This is a genomic window from Bremerella volcania, assembly GCF_007748115.1.
GTDB lineage: Bacteria > Planctomycetota > Planctomycetia > Pirellulales > Pirellulaceae > Bremerella > Bremerella volcania.
In genome coordinates this window covers 5,707,954-5,722,164 of sequence record NZ_CP036289.1, presented here as the reverse complement: position 1 = coordinate 5,722,164, position 14,211 = coordinate 5,707,954, and the positions used below count along the sequence as shown (strand labels likewise).

Annotated in this window: 9 protein-coding genes; 7 read left to right on the top strand and 2 right to left on the bottom strand. The window is 56.5% G+C overall.

Translation table 11 applies throughout. The features are described from left to right. Positions 1-20: 20 nt before the first annotated feature. From Pan97_RS22725 to Pan97_RS22695, 7 genes are all read left to right on the top strand, one after another. A complete protein-coding gene (locus Pan97_RS22725; RefSeq protein ID WP_144976624.1) occupies positions 21-776 on the top strand; it encodes a glucose 1-dehydrogenase in 756 nt (251 codons plus the stop codon). 12 nt (positions 777-788) lie between these two features. Beyond that, positions 789-1,487, top strand: coding sequence for a pirin family protein (locus Pan97_RS22720; protein WP_144976622.1), 699 nt, complete (start codon positions 789-791; stop codon positions 1,485-1,487). A gap of 50 nt (positions 1,488-1,537) precedes the next feature. Then, positions 1,538-1,966, top strand: coding sequence for a DoxX family protein (locus Pan97_RS22715; RefSeq protein ID WP_144976620.1), 429 nt, complete (start codon positions 1,538-1,540; stop codon positions 1,964-1,966). A gap of 162 nt (positions 1,967-2,128) precedes the next feature. Next, the gene (locus Pan97_RS22710; RefSeq protein ID WP_196782192.1) at positions 2,129-3,550 is read left to right on the top strand and encodes a sulfatase-like hydrolase/transferase; all 1,422 of its coding nucleotides are present in this window, start codon (positions 2,129-2,131) and stop codon (positions 3,548-3,550) included. Between the two features lie 247 nt (positions 3,551-3,797). Continuing rightward, positions 3,798-5,675 (top strand): redoxin domain-containing protein, encoded by a 1,878-nt coding sequence (locus Pan97_RS22705; protein WP_196782191.1) that lies wholly within the window; start codon positions 3,798-3,800, stop codon positions 5,673-5,675. A gap of 229 nt (positions 5,676-5,904) precedes the next feature. Continuing rightward, positions 5,905-9,729, top strand: a complete 3,825-nt coding sequence (locus Pan97_RS22700; protein WP_144976616.1) for a mechanosensitive ion channel domain-containing protein — start codon at positions 5,905-5,907, stop codon at positions 9,727-9,729. A 157-nt stretch (positions 9,730-9,886) separates the two neighbouring features. Next, entirely contained in the window at positions 9,887-13,390 is a 3,504-nt protein-coding gene (locus Pan97_RS22695; protein ID WP_144976615.1) for an AsmA family protein, read from the top strand. 11 nt (positions 13,391-13,401) lie between these two features. Here Pan97_RS22695 and Pan97_RS22690 read toward each other — a convergent pair whose 3' ends face one another. Together Pan97_RS22690 and cutA are read right to left on the bottom strand one after the other, a co-directional pair. Next, entirely contained in the window at positions 13,402-13,722 is a 321-nt protein-coding gene (locus Pan97_RS22690) for a hypothetical protein (RefSeq protein WP_144976613.1), read from the bottom strand. 137 nt (positions 13,723-13,859) lie between these two features. Then, a complete protein-coding gene (gene cutA, locus Pan97_RS22685) occupies positions 13,860-14,177 on the bottom strand; it encodes a divalent-cation tolerance protein CutA (protein WP_144976611.1) in 318 nt (105 codons plus the stop codon). Positions 14,178-14,211 lie beyond the last annotated feature (34 nt).

Genomic DNA, 14,211 nt, shown 5'->3' with positions numbered 1-14,211 from the left:
AGTTTTGGGGAGTTTGTCAGATGAGTTTTCAAGGCAAGGTCGTACTGATTACCGGCGGAACTTCAGGCATCGGCGAGGCCTCGGCCATTCTCTTTGCCAAGCAAGGGGCGAAGGTGGTCGTCGCTGGGCGTCGTAAGAAACTGGGCAACGCCGTCGTCGATCGAATCAAGTCCGCGGGAGGGGAAGCGGTCTTCGTCAAGGCGGATGTCACCAGTGAAGACGAGGTCAAGAACCTGGTCGAAAAGACCGTCGAACAGTACGGACGCATTGACATCGCATTCAACAACGCTGGCGTCGAGGCCGTCGGCATGTTGACCGACTTTAACGTGGACGACTATCGCAAGGTGTTCGATATCAACGTGCTGGGCGTGTTTCTCAGCATGAAGTACGAGATCGAGCAGATGCTCAAGCAAGGGGGAGGCGTGATCGTCAATACGTCCAGCATCGTCGGACACGTGGCGATGCCAGGGGCGAGCATTTACATCGCCTCGAAACACGCTGTCGAAGGGGCCACCAAAACGGCGGCGCTGGAATACGCCCAGCAAGGAATTCGCATTAACGCGGTCGCACCGGGGGCAACCGCCACCGACATGATCGATCGCTTCGCTGGAAAAGAAGGGGCAGAGAGCCGCGCGGCTTTGGCGGCACAACATCCGATGAATCGTTTGGCGACGTCCGAGGAGATTGCCGCGGCGGTTGCCTACCTGGCTTCCGATGCGGCCGCATTTACCAATGGAGTCAGCTTACCTGTCGATGGTGGTTACCTCGCCAAGTAAAGGAACCTGGTCATGATCAATGTTCGAAAAGCTGCCGATCGCGGTCATGCCAATCATGGTTGGCTCGACACCTATCACACGTTTTCCTTCGCGGGGTATGTCGATCGTGATCACGTTCACTTTCGCTCGCTTCGCGTGATGAATGAAGATCGTGTTGCCCCCGGCCAAGGCTTCGGGACCCATCCGCACAACGACATGGAAATTGTCACCTATGTGCTGGAAGGTGCCTTGGAGCACAAGGACTCGATGGGCAACGGCGAGGTCCTGCGGCCTGGCGAATTTCAACGCATGACCGCCGGCACGGGGATCACGCACAGCGAGTTCAATCCGTCTGCGGACGAGCCGGTTCACCTTTATCAGATCTGGCTCTTTCCCGATCGGAAAGGACACACGCCTAGTTACGAACAGAAGCGATTTCCCGACGAGCAGCTGAAAAACGAGCTCCGGGTGGTCGCTTCGCCGGATGCGGAAGATGGTTCGCTCTTGATTCATCAGGACGCGAAGATCTTCCTCAGCAAGCTCGACGACGGTGCAGTCGTCGAGCATCCGTTGGTCGACGGTCGACATGCCTGGCTGCAGGTCCTGCGGGGCAAAGTGACCCTCAACGGTCAGCCCCTGGACACGAGCGACGGAGCGGCCGTAAGCGAAGAGCGGATGTTGAAAATCGAAGCCGATGAGGACGCCGAGATCATGCTGTTTGATCTTGCCTGATACGACGGCCAATTTAATCCATGACAAATCGAAACAAGAAAGTCAGCAATATGAATCCGACAGTTCAAGGTCTTCTCACCGTGGTTGGGCGGTTATTGATCGTCACCATCTTTTTGATGAGCGCTCTGGGCAACAAGATCCCGCAGTTTAGCAGCGTGGCGCAGTACATGGCCTCGGAAGGGGTTCCAGCCCCTCAGGTCATGCTCGCCGGAGCGATCGTGTTTTTGATTGTCGGCGGGCTATCGATCTTGCTCGGGTTTTATGCCCGGGTGGGGGCGGTATTGCTGCTGACGTTCTTAGTGTTGGCGACCTACTTTTTCCATGACTTCTGGACCTTTGAAGGAGAGGCCGCCCAGGGACAGATGATCCACTTCATGAAAAACCTTTCGATGATGGGGACCATGTTGTTCATCATGGCGGTTGGCTCGGGACCTTGGAGCTTGGACCAGAAACTGGTTAAAGAGGAAGTTGCCGTCTGATTACTCCCCCTCTGCCCATTGGCGGCAATGACTCTTGCGGAAGCACGTTCTCGTTTGCGGGAACGTGCTTCTTGTTGCGCTCGTGGAAGACGGCCCGCCAATGGATTATGCTAGGGCTACGCGCTTTCCCCTGCCACTTACGCACCAAGCGGAGTCCTCCTCGTGATACGATCCCTTGCCCTTGTTCCGTTCGCTGTTCTTGCTCTGGTTTCTCTGGCCCAGGCCGACGATGCAAAAAAGCCGAATATCTTGTTTCTCTTTTCGGATGACCAAAGCTACGAAACGCCCGGCTACGTCGGCCTGACCCAGGCCCAGACGCCTAGCCTCGACGAGCTTGCCAAGCGATCGGTCTCCTTCACGCATGCCTACAATCAAGGTTCCTGGAGTGGGGCGGTATGTGTCGCCAGTCGAACGATGCTCAATTCGGGCCGATTTGTGTGGCACGCGAACGACATCTACAAGACTTCTGAGAAAGAACGAGCGGAAGGCCGTTTCTGGTCGGAATACATGAAGAAGGCCGGCTATCGAACCTACATGACCGGCAAGTGGCATGTGCCAGCCAATGCGGCCAAGGCCTTTGACGTGACGGGACACGTCCGTGGCGGCATGCCGCAGCAGACGCCCCAAGGTTACGACCGCCCGAAGAGTGCCGACGATACGCAGTGGCAACCTTGGGACAAGAAGTTCGGCGGCTTCTGGGAAGGGGGCAAGCATTGGAGCGAAGTGGTTGGTGACGAAGCGGTCGGTTTCTTGGAAGAGGCTGCCAAGGACGAGAAACCGTTCTTCATGTACATCGCGTTCAATGCGCCGCACGATCCGCGACAATCTCCGAAAGAGTTTGTTGACATGTACCCGGAACATGAAATCGAAGTCCCCCAGGACTTCCTACCAGAGTATCCCGAGTGCAAACAGATTGGCTGCCCACCAACCTTGCGCGACGAGCACCTGGCACCTTTCCCACGCACCAAGTACGCGGTGCAGGTACATCGGCAAGAATACTTTGCGATCATCACGCACATGGATCAGCAGATTGGTCGCATTTTGGAAGCCTTGGAAAAGTCAGGCAAAGCGGATGAAACGTATGTCTTCTTCACGTCCGACCATGGCCTGGCTTGTGGTCACCATGGGCTGATGGGGAAGCAGAACTCGTATGACCACAGCATCCGTGTGCCTCTGCTGGTTTCCGGCCCTGGCATCAAGCCAGGCACAAACGACGCAGCCGTTTATCTGCAAGACGTCATGCCGACGACGCTAGAGCTGGCCCTGGTCAACAAACCTGAGCACGTCGAGTTCACAAGTCTGTTGCCTCTGATTCACGGTGAGAAGGCCCAGTCGTACGACGCCATCTACAATTGTTATCTCGATTTGCAGCGATCGATCACGCAGGATGGTTTCAAGCTGATGGTCTATCCCAAGGCGAATCGTGTGAAGCTGTTCGATCTGACCAGCGATCCGATGGAGATGAAGGATCTGTCGGCCGACCCTGTCCACGCCGAGAAAAAACAGCAGCTGTTCGCGACGCTGCAAAAGTGGCAAGCCAAGGTCGGGGATAAGCTTGGGCTCGACGCTCAGCTCGTCAAATAGAATCGGCCATATAAGGCTTTTTGCCAAGATTTACCGATAGTCTTGTAGGTGTTCTAAATTGGCCTGAGAAATTTTCCGTGCGAAAACTCACCGCCGCTGGAAACCTGGCGGCGGTTGCCTGGGTATGTCTTATGTAACAGGCAGGAATAGCGCAAGATTGACTGCTTCTGGAAAGCGGGACGTCAAAGCGTACCATTACCGATAGCGCCATGCGTGGTTCCGCGATTCTATTAGGGAGTAGGCAATCGTGAAGTTGTTTTCCAGTATCTTGTCGGTCAGCATTCTACTTGTGGGTACTAGCGGTTGGCTTCTCGCGGAAGAAGAGACCTCTGCTTCCGAGACGTCCGCTTTATTCAACGTGACTCGGCAAGATCACCAGGGGAACGTGCATCAGATTGCGGCCAGCTCGCGCAAGGCGGTCCGGGTATTCGTCTTCATGACCGGCGAGTGTCCTGTGTCGCGGACCTACTTTCCGGTTTTGAATGAACTTTATCGCGAGTGGGGCAAGAACGAGAAAGACATCCAGTTGCTGGGGATCTGGGCGGACGTGACACAGACTCCCCAGGACGTCGCTGGCATGGCCAAGGAGTTCTCGATCGAGTTTCCCATTTTACTGGATCGTGACGCGAGCCTAGGCAAGGCGCTCGCGCCGACCACAGTGCCGGAAGTCTTCGTGTTGGATCATCACGGAGAGATTGGCTACCGGGGACGAATCGATGATCGGTTTCTAAAGTTGGGATCGCGAAAGCCTGAGGCCACGGAGAACACGTTGCAGCAAGCCGTTGAAAAGGTTGCCGCGGGGCTGCCTGTTCTCGTTCCACGGACAAAGCCGGTGGGTTGCTACTATGAACTTCCCCCGACACCGAGTCTTGAGGAAGCGACCCTTACCTTCAACCGAGATATTGCCCCGATCTTGAACGCCAACTGTGTGGTTTGTCACCGCGAGGGTGAAGTCGGTCCGTTCACGCTGACCAGCTACATGGATGCCGCGAAGCGAGCCCGGCAAATTGCCCGGGTGGTCGATACGAAGCTGATGCCTCCCTGGAAAGCGGCTCAGGTTCATGGCGAGTTCGAAGGGCAACGGACGCTGACCGATCGCGAGATTGAAACCTTGAAAGCGTGGGCCAAGTCGGATCGTGCTGAAGGAGATCCGGCTGACCTGCCACCTACGCCTACGTTCGCATCCGATTGGATTCTGGGCGAGCCAGACCTCGTGCTCGAGATGCAAGAGGATTTTGAAGTTCCAGCCGGCGGTGCCGACATCTTCCGCAACTTCGTCATTCCGTACGAGATTCCGGAAGACAAACTGGTGGCGGCGGTTCAGTTCAAGCCAGGCGATGCCAGCGTGGTGCATCATTCGATTCTATACCTTGACAACAGCGGCAAGGCACGCGCCAAGGATGCCGCTGCGCCAGGACCTGGCTATTCAACCTTTGGCGGTCCAGGGTTTGTGCCGTCGGGGTCGATTGGGGGTTGGTCGCCAGGCAAACGTCCCCATCCCCTTCCCAACGGTTTAGGGCGAAAGATGCAGAAAGGGGCAGATCTGGTGATGCAGATTCACTATCACCCCAGCGGCAAAGCGACCAAAGATCGCTCGAAGGTCGGAATCTATTTCGTCGACAACCCAAAGAACGAAGCGTTCGCGATCTGGACGTCGTCGTTCGATCTGGACATCCCGCCCGGCGAAGAGCATTACAAAGCGACTGCGTCTTACAAGCTTCCCGCCGAGGTGACGCTGCTCAGCTGCATCCCGCACATGCACCTTCTGGGGCAACAGATGAAGGCCACCGCATATTTGCCCGATGGTACATCCAAAGTGCTGATCGACGTGCCGCAGTGGGACTTCAACTGGCAAGACGAGTACATGCTAGCAGAACCGATGCAACTACCCGCCGGGACCCGGATTAAAGTTACGGCCAGCTACGACAACTCGGAAAACAACCCGACCAACCCCAGTTCGCCCCCTCAACGAGTTACCTTCGGGGAAGAAACCACAGACGAAATGCTGTACTGCTTCTTCCTTGTAGCCGCGAAGGAAAAGAGCACCATCCCTGTCGTATTGGGTGATGTCTTTACGCAAGAGGTTCTACGTCGATCGGCCCACAGGCTAAAAATGGGCCGTTAGTCCCCAAAATGACGAGCACTTCTCGCTGCTAGCACCCAGGGCGAGTAAGGCTTGGCGGAAAGCGAATTGATCTCGATTGACCGCCTGCGGGGCAAACTCTATCGTAGACGCCCCGCAGGGTCTCGGCACGGATGAATGATACGCCCGGCCAGCGGTGAGATACTGATTATTTGCTCGTTACAGTCCGTCATCAGATGGTCGTGTCTTTGGGCGGAATGGAAAAGAAATCATGTGGCAATTGCAGCGCTCATGGATGAGCGTCTTCCTGGCTGGCTTTGTTTTGTTGGTCAGCGGGGAAATGAGCTTGGCTCAGCAACCAGGGGGATCTGGATTCGGTCCGATTCCGATTACCGTTGATGGCAACGAGGCACCTGCGGGCAGTTATCAGGGGCCCGTTCCGATACAGTACGATGCCCAGTCGCCCCAGCAGCCGCCGCAAAATACGCAGCCGGCACCGCAATATGCTCAACCGCCGGCTCCAGCGCAATACCAACCTTCGTTCGGGCCGAATCCCCAGCCAACTGGTAGTGCGTTTAGTGCTCCGCAGCAGCCTACTTCTCAGCCGGTACCAGGAAGTGCCGTGCCCGCGCCTGGTGGTCTGATTTTGCCAGAGGAAGAACTCTCGCTTGAACGCGTGGAAATGCTTCGCCGAGCAGTGGAAGAAGCGACGAACCTGGACGAGGCGAAAAAGAAGCGAGCCATCGAACTCTACCAAAGTGCAGCCGCCAAGGTGAAAGAAGCCCAAGACTTCGCTGCCAAAGCGACCGCAATGGCCGCCGATGCCCAGCCGGCAGTGATTCAGCAGCGGCTTGATGTGATCAAGAAAAGCCTGGAAGAGATCAAGAAGTTGAAGCCGGAATCGTTTGCCGATGTCCCGCTTGCTGAACTGGAACAGCGCCAGGCCAAGCAGGAACTCGACAACACGGCCATTCAGAAGGATCGGATCGCAGCCGAAACCGAGCCCAAGCGTCGCGTTGATCGGCGAAAGCAAATCCGCGAATGGATGGTCGAAGTTCCCAAGGAATTCGTCAAGATCAAACAGGCCGCGGAAAGCATTCCCCAGGACGAACACCCCCTGCTTGCCCAGGCCATCAAGACCGACGTCATGGCTCGGCGGATTTCACTCTATCGTCAATACGTGGCCGCGGAAGCGGAACTGGCCAAGTACGATACCGAGGAAGCGGTCGACTTGGTGCGTTTCGAACGGGACCTGGCGACTCAGCGTCTGGCGTTTGCCGAGCAGACGATGAAGGCCATCGCCGACCAGGTGCAAAAGAAGCGTGCCCAAGCAGCCCAGGAAGCCGTTCGCCAGGCACGCGAACAGTTGATCATGGTTCAGCCGGTACTGCGTTCATACGCCGAGCGGAACCAGGAACTAGCCGAAACGTCTCAGGCAATCGCCAAGAAGCTGGCCGAGGCCGAAAAGGAAGCCAATGAGGCCGACCAACAACTCCGAAACTTGCGCAAGCAGTTTAACGAGACCAGAGAGAAGGTGGAGAAGCTTGGGCTGACCAGCTCCATTGGTGCACTGCTTCGCAAGCAGCGAACAGATCTGATCGAGATGTCCCCCTGGCGAACCGGAATGCCTGATCGTCAGGCATTAATCGATGAGGCCCAGTTCAAGCACTTCGAATACGACGACGAGCGAGAAGAATTGGCCAATCCGGAACTCCTGGTGCAGCGCATCATGGACGAGGCACAACTGCAAGTCGAATCAGAACGCGAGCAGCTCGAATTGGCGGCCCGCGAACTGTTCGAGCGGAAACGCGAGTTTCTCGGTCTGCTGATCAAGAACAACACGAAGTACCTCGATACGCTGATCGATTTGAAGACGAAAGAGCAACAGACCGTCAGCGAGATCGCCGCCTATCAGAACTACATCGACAAACGTGTCCTGTGGATCCGTAGCGGCAACATTCTGGCCACGGAACTCCAAGTCGACGAATCGGACAAAGCAATTCTGTCGCCTGCCAATTGGATCGATGTTTCGCGCGTTCTTTGGTCAGACGTCAAGCGGAACTTGATGATCTGGATTGTCGTCGTTTCACTTTTTGTGGCCCTGGTGATCAAGCGAGGCCGGTTGAAGACGGAGCTGCGATCCCTCGGCGACCTGGCTCAAAAGCCTGGCTACTTTGCCTTTTGGCCGACGATGCATGCGATCTTCTATTCGTTGATCCTGGCCGGTATGAATCCAGCGTTTGTTGCCTTCGTGGCCTGGCGTTTGACGTCAGCAGGTACCGATCAGACCTTTTCAATCGCGGTTGGCAACGGGCTGTACTGGACCGCGGTCATGTGGTTCCCTCTGGAGCTTATGAAAAACGTGTGCCGCGGCAAGGGATTGGGCGAGGCACACTTCAAGTGGCCGGAGTCCTCGCTACGCCTGCTCGGCAAAAGCATGACCTGGTTGACCCCGGCGATTTTGCCGCTGACGTTCGTTACGTCAACCTTCTACGCCAGCGACCCAACGCATGGGCACGATGCGATCGAACGCATTTGCTTTATCGTTCAGGCCCTCTTCCTGTCCGCGTTCCTCGCGCGGATCTTGCATCCGACCGGCGTGTTTCAGGAATACCTCGCCTACAACCAAGGCGGCTGGTTAGACCGTTTGAAATACGTTTGGTACTGGGGCTCGGTGACCGCGCCACTGGCGCTGGCTGGGCTCGCTTTCTGGGGATACTACTACACCGCCCAGGTTCTGTCGTGGCGACTGTTCGCCACGCTTTGCTGCGTGATGGGGCTGATGCTGATTCGAGCAACCTTAATGCGTTGGATCATGCTGGCTCGCCGCAAACTGAGTATTGCCCAGGCGCGCGAACGTGCCGCGGCGGCCGCTGCTCAGACAGGCGACTCGGCAGCCGCTTCGCTGTCGAATTCGATTCTGGCCGAGCAAGCCAAGGAAGAACTTTCGGCTCACAGTGCTCAGACACAGCGTCTGCTGGCGACCGGGATGTTCACCATCTCGCTTGTCGGGTTCTGGCTGATCTGGGGCCAGGTATTGCCGGCCCTGCGTATGCTCGACCAGTATGGCTACGACATTGCCGCCACGGAAGAAGTTGCCCAGTCCGAGATGCCAGCGGCGCCCGGCATGCCGCCAACCACGACGGACAAAGAAGCCAACGAAGGCGCCGCGAAAGAAGAGGCACCCAGCGTCGCCGAAGAATCGACCGGCGATAAGGTGGTCACCAAGAAAATCACGATCCTGACGATTGCCTTTGCCGGCCTGATTTTGGTTCTGACGTTGGTATTTGCTCGCGATATTCCGGGCTTGATGGAAATGACCGTCTTACAGCGATTGCCGCTGGAGCCTTCCATTCGCTACGCGATCACCTCGCTGACCAGCTATGCGATCGTAATGATCGGCGTGATCTGGGCGTTCTCGAGCGTTGGCTTGCAGTGGTCACAGATCCAATGGCTAGCGACCGCTTTGACGTTCGGTTTGGCGTTTGGCCTGCAGGAAATGTTTGCTAACTTCGTGGCTGGCATTATCATTTTGTTCGAGCGTCCGATCCGTGTCGGAGATATTGTCACGATTCATGATGTAACTGGCGTGGTCTCGCGAATCCGAATTCGTGCGACGTCGATTACCAATTGGGATCGTAAGGAATACGTGGTTCCGAATAAGGAATTCATTACCGGTCGACTGCTCAACTGGACGCTTTCTGACACGGTCAATCGCGTGGTCATCAACGTCGGCGTGGCCTATGGCACCGATACGGAGGCGGCTCGAAAGATTCTGCTGGAGATCGCCGAGAAGAATCAGTACCTGCTTAAGGACCCTGGTCCGATCGCCACGTTCGAGGGCTTCGGCGACAGTACGCTCAACCTGATTCTGCGGGCCTATCTGCCGAACCTCGAGAACCGCTTGATGGTGATTAACGATCTTCATACGGCGATCGATCGAGCGTTTCGCGACGCGAAGATCGAAATTGCGTTTCCGCAACGCGATCTGCATATTCGCACCGCCCCCGGCGTGGCGGCCGCGTTGGGTGTGCCAGGGGCCGAAGAGCGTTTGCCCGTCGCCGACAAGCAGGAAGACAAACGCGGGGCAGCCTAGCTTTGATCAAAAGCCGCATCGAGTCCGGGTGTCCTAGAGAATACTCTCTGGGACACCCTGTCAATGCTAGCGAAGAAGTCGCTCTGGCTTGAAATTACGCAATGCGATACAAACCGCTTGAAAGTATGCGCGCAGCGTAATCATTGAGGTCAAAGCGATGAAACGAGACCGAACGGATTCGACGGAAACGGCCAGCAGTTGGAGCAAGTTGCGCCCCTTGATGGTCGTGACGGGTCTGATTTTCCTGGTGGTGATGCTTCCCTCGATCGCGGCACAAACGCCACTTTTGGCGTGGGGGGTCGCTCAGGGAACGGCCGATCTCAATGGCAAGGTTACCGTCGGCTCTGCTTCGCTGGGTTGGTTTTCACCCATCGTCCTGAAGGACGTTGAAGTCGTCGACGCCGAGGGAGCACCGGTCGCGGAAATCCCTTCAATCCGCGTGAGCCAATCGCTGCTGAGCTTGGTTGGCAATTCGGCCAATTTAGGCACGATCGAAATCAATCAACCGGTCGTACATGTGACCGTCTCCGAAGGGAAAAGCAACTTAGAACAGTTGCTTCCAGTCGTCGAAACACCTTCGGAAGCAGAAGAGGGAGGATCGTCTACGCCGCGCACGTACCGTCTGGTTGTTCGCCAGGGAACCGTTCATTTGGCCGACGGGAACTCTTCGCGAACGTGGACCTTGGAAGATCTTGCCGCCGACGTCGACTTTCGTGATGCCACGATCCCGGCGCCGTGTACCTTTTCGGCAAGTTTGCGAGACCGTGAACAGTTGGGGGTGCTGCAGGGAAAAGGTGCCCTGCCCACCGGCTCGGGAGAGGCCAAGTTCTCGGTGGTGACCAAGGGAATTCCGTTAGGTATCGCCGAGCTTGCCGCTGCTCGGATAGGGCAGCAGATCTTTGCCCAAGGAGAACTCAACGGACAGGTCGATCTAGTCTCATCGCCGGCAGGGCCATCGGTTCTCTGCAATTTGGAAGCCAGCGGCATCCACATGCGTTCGCTGAACTCGGCGCGAGGAGCTGGTTGGAACGATGGAACCCTTCGTGCGACGGGCGTCATTGGTCTCGCGGGCACTCATGCCCAGGCAAATCAATTCACGCTGACGACCGACTGGGGACAAGTCCTGGTCAATGGAAGGATCCCAACGAAACTGACGGCTGCTTCCTCTCCAAATGCTTCTCCGGGACAGGTCTTAGGGGAAGAACCTTGGGAGATCCGTGGTACGGTCGATATCGCTCGCTTGGCCAACGCATTTCCGGAACTTCTGCAGATACGCGATGGCGTGCAGCTTCAGGAAGGACGCGTCACGCTGAACCTGGCAAATCATGTCGAGATGGGGCATTCGTCCTTGCAGGCATCGGCAGTCGTTTCCAACATTGTGGCGATCGTCAATGGGCGGCATGCCGATTGGCAGCAGCCGTTGGAGTTGTCGGCGGCCGTGTCGATGCCTGGTGATCAGTTGCAGCTTGATACGATCGCATGTCGCTCGTCGTTTCTGACAGCCGATGGAAAGACCAATGGTCCTCTGACGGATGTTCGCTTTTCGATAGATGGTAATCGCCTGGCCGCGGACCTATCGCGCTTTGTCGATCTGAAAGGAAACCAGTTCGCAGGCACGCTCGAAGGCTCGCTTCAGATCCAAAATATGGGCGGTGGTCGAGTTGGACTCGCTGCCGTGGCCAATGGGACGGATGTGAAGTGGATGCAAGGCTCGCAGATGGTCTTCGCCGAACCGAGTGTGCAGACGCAGATGCAATCGACCATCGTCCTGCAGAATGCCGCACTTCAGCAGATCGAATCCGCCAATGCGTCGCTGCAAGCCGGCTCGACGTCGTTGACTGCCCAGACGTCGGGAATGGTTATTTTCAACGAAGACACGGTTTGGCCGATCAAAGTGCAACTGCAAGGGATGGTCGATCCGATTTGGAATCAACTTCGCGGACTGATCGGCTTCGAGGATTTTCAACTTGGCGGCAATGGCATGGTCTTGGCCAAGCTGACCATGGGGACCAACCAATGGCTGATCGAAGGAGTGAACGTTGACCTGAATGATTTTGCTCTGGTGGGGCCTGCGACGCAGGTTCATGAGAAGAAGCTTAAAGTCGAAGGTAACGCCCTGGTCGACTGGGGGGCACAGCACTTTTCGAGCAAGCAATTCACTGTCGTCGGCACGACGATTTCTGCCCGCGGTACCGAGATTGATATGCCGTTGAAGAGTGGTCAGACCGCTTCGGGGCAACTGGCTTATCGCGTGGATTTGAGTCGTGGTATGCACTGGGTCGTTCCGCCACAGTGGTTAGGACAAAACCGAGTTTCCGGCGAGATGTCTGGCACGATGACGCTTTCCAGTGATGCCAATGGGGTCGTTCTGCAGAACAGCGGACAGATTGCCAATTGGGAGCTTCTGGTTCCAGGAGCCAACCCCAATGGAACGCCTCAGCCCCAGATGCAGCCTGCGTCGGTCAGCCAGCAGACGTTTTCGTGGCGCGAAGCCAATCTGACGTACATGCAATCGCTTAGCCTGAATCACAACGAAGACGCACTCGCTTTGCACGAATGCCAATTGAGCTGCTCGGCCTTGAAGCTTTCTGCCAAGGGGGGGGTAAGCCAATTGTCGTCGGTCGGTAACGTTTCGGTCCAAGGGCAGGCCGATTACGACTGGGCCAAGATCTCGCCGCTGGTCGCTGCGATTGTGGGACCGCAAGTTCAGATTCAAGGTCAGCGCACGTCGCGTTTTCAATGGATTGGCCCACTGTGGGGTGGAGCAGATTCCGTCGCCAACTCGTTGACGATTTCGCCAGCCTGGGAAGCCGCGGCGGATGTGTCTTGGCAACAAGCCAACCTGTTTGGCATTCCGGCCGGCGAGTCGATTTTGAACGCTCAGTTACGGCAAGGCGTTGTTCAATTGACGGCCAATAGTCCTGAACTGAGCGGTGGGAAGCTGACAGTGAACACTCAGCTGCTGCTCAATGCCAAGCCAATGCAATGGCAGGTACCTCCCGGACGCGTCATCGAGAACGTGGCGATCACACCTGAGATGTGCCGTTCGTGGCTTCAGTACGTCACGCCGATTGTGGCGGATGCAACGCGAGTGGAAGGCCGTTTTTCGCTGGATGTGGAACGAGGAATGTTCCCCGTTGAGGACCCCATCCAAGGCGAGTCCAACGGTGTGCTGCACATTCAAGGTGCCGAGGTCCGGTCTGGCCCGCTGGCTCAAGGTTACGTGATGCTCGCTCGCAACGTGGAAGCACTCGTGAAAGCAAAGCCTGCCGCGGCGATCGATCAAGGCTCGGCGTCGCTACTGACTTTACCACCGCAGCAAGTTCGCTACCGCGTGGTTAAGGGACGCGTATACCACGAGAATCTGATTGTTCAGTCGGGGGATGTTCGCGTGATCACATCGGGCTGGGTCGACGCCAACCAGCAGATGCAAATGATGGCCGCCATTCCGATTCAAGATAGTTGGGTCGAAAAAGCTCCCTGGCTGGCGTCCATGCGAGGTACGGCGCTGAATGTGCCGATCTCGGGTTCCATGCAGCAGCCGAAAATTGATAGCCAGGTGATCGAACAGATGACGCGGGGGATGCTCGATAATGCTGCCCGCGGAGCAATTCAGGAAGGAATCAATCGCGGGCTCCAGGAATTGTTCCGACCCCGATAACGTCAGGGCGTCTAGCAGTGGCCGTCATGGCAGGCAGCAAACCGGCGAAATTCTCCTTCGTCGATGAAGATGGATTCGTCGGAGAGTTGGAAAATAAGATCCGTGCCAGGCCAGCCCATCGCGCTGAGAAGCGTATCGAATGCTTCTTCCGAGCAATTGCCTTTGATCTCAGCCGAATGCAATCGGCCGTTGCGATCGTAGAGGACACCGTCGAGCTGCCAAGGGTCGTCGCCGTCGGTCTCATGCACCCAGACAAACGACCCGTCAGGCTCGAACAGCATGCGCGGCAGATTGTTAAGCCGGGACTGCGCAGTTTCGAATGAGCACCCCATCGGCTCTCCGAGCACAATGGGTGAAATCGACAACGTCTGAAGCCGAAGTCCTCGCGCATTAACGAGGGGACCCAACTGCAGGGATCGCGGGCGAGCATGCACGGAAACGTGGAACCGATACATCAACTTGTTGCTGGTTATGAAACTGAATCTGCCACCCACTGCAAATAGGCGCTCGATCCATCAACGATTGGGAGCGCGATGATCTCCGGAACTTCGTATGAATGGTGCTGGCGAATCAGTTCGGCTAATGAGGAAAATACTTGGCTCGTCGTCTTGATCGAGACCAAAAACTCTTCCTCTTTTTGGATCGCGCCTTGCCACTGATAGACGGACGTCATCGGACCAACAATCTGGACACATGCCCCTTTGGCATGTTGGATGATGGTCTCGGCAAGCTTCTCGGCATCCGCAGAACTACCGGTCGTTGTTTGAACCACGATCGCCTGCGACATGCCGTCTCACATCACCAAAGAGAAGGAAGAATTT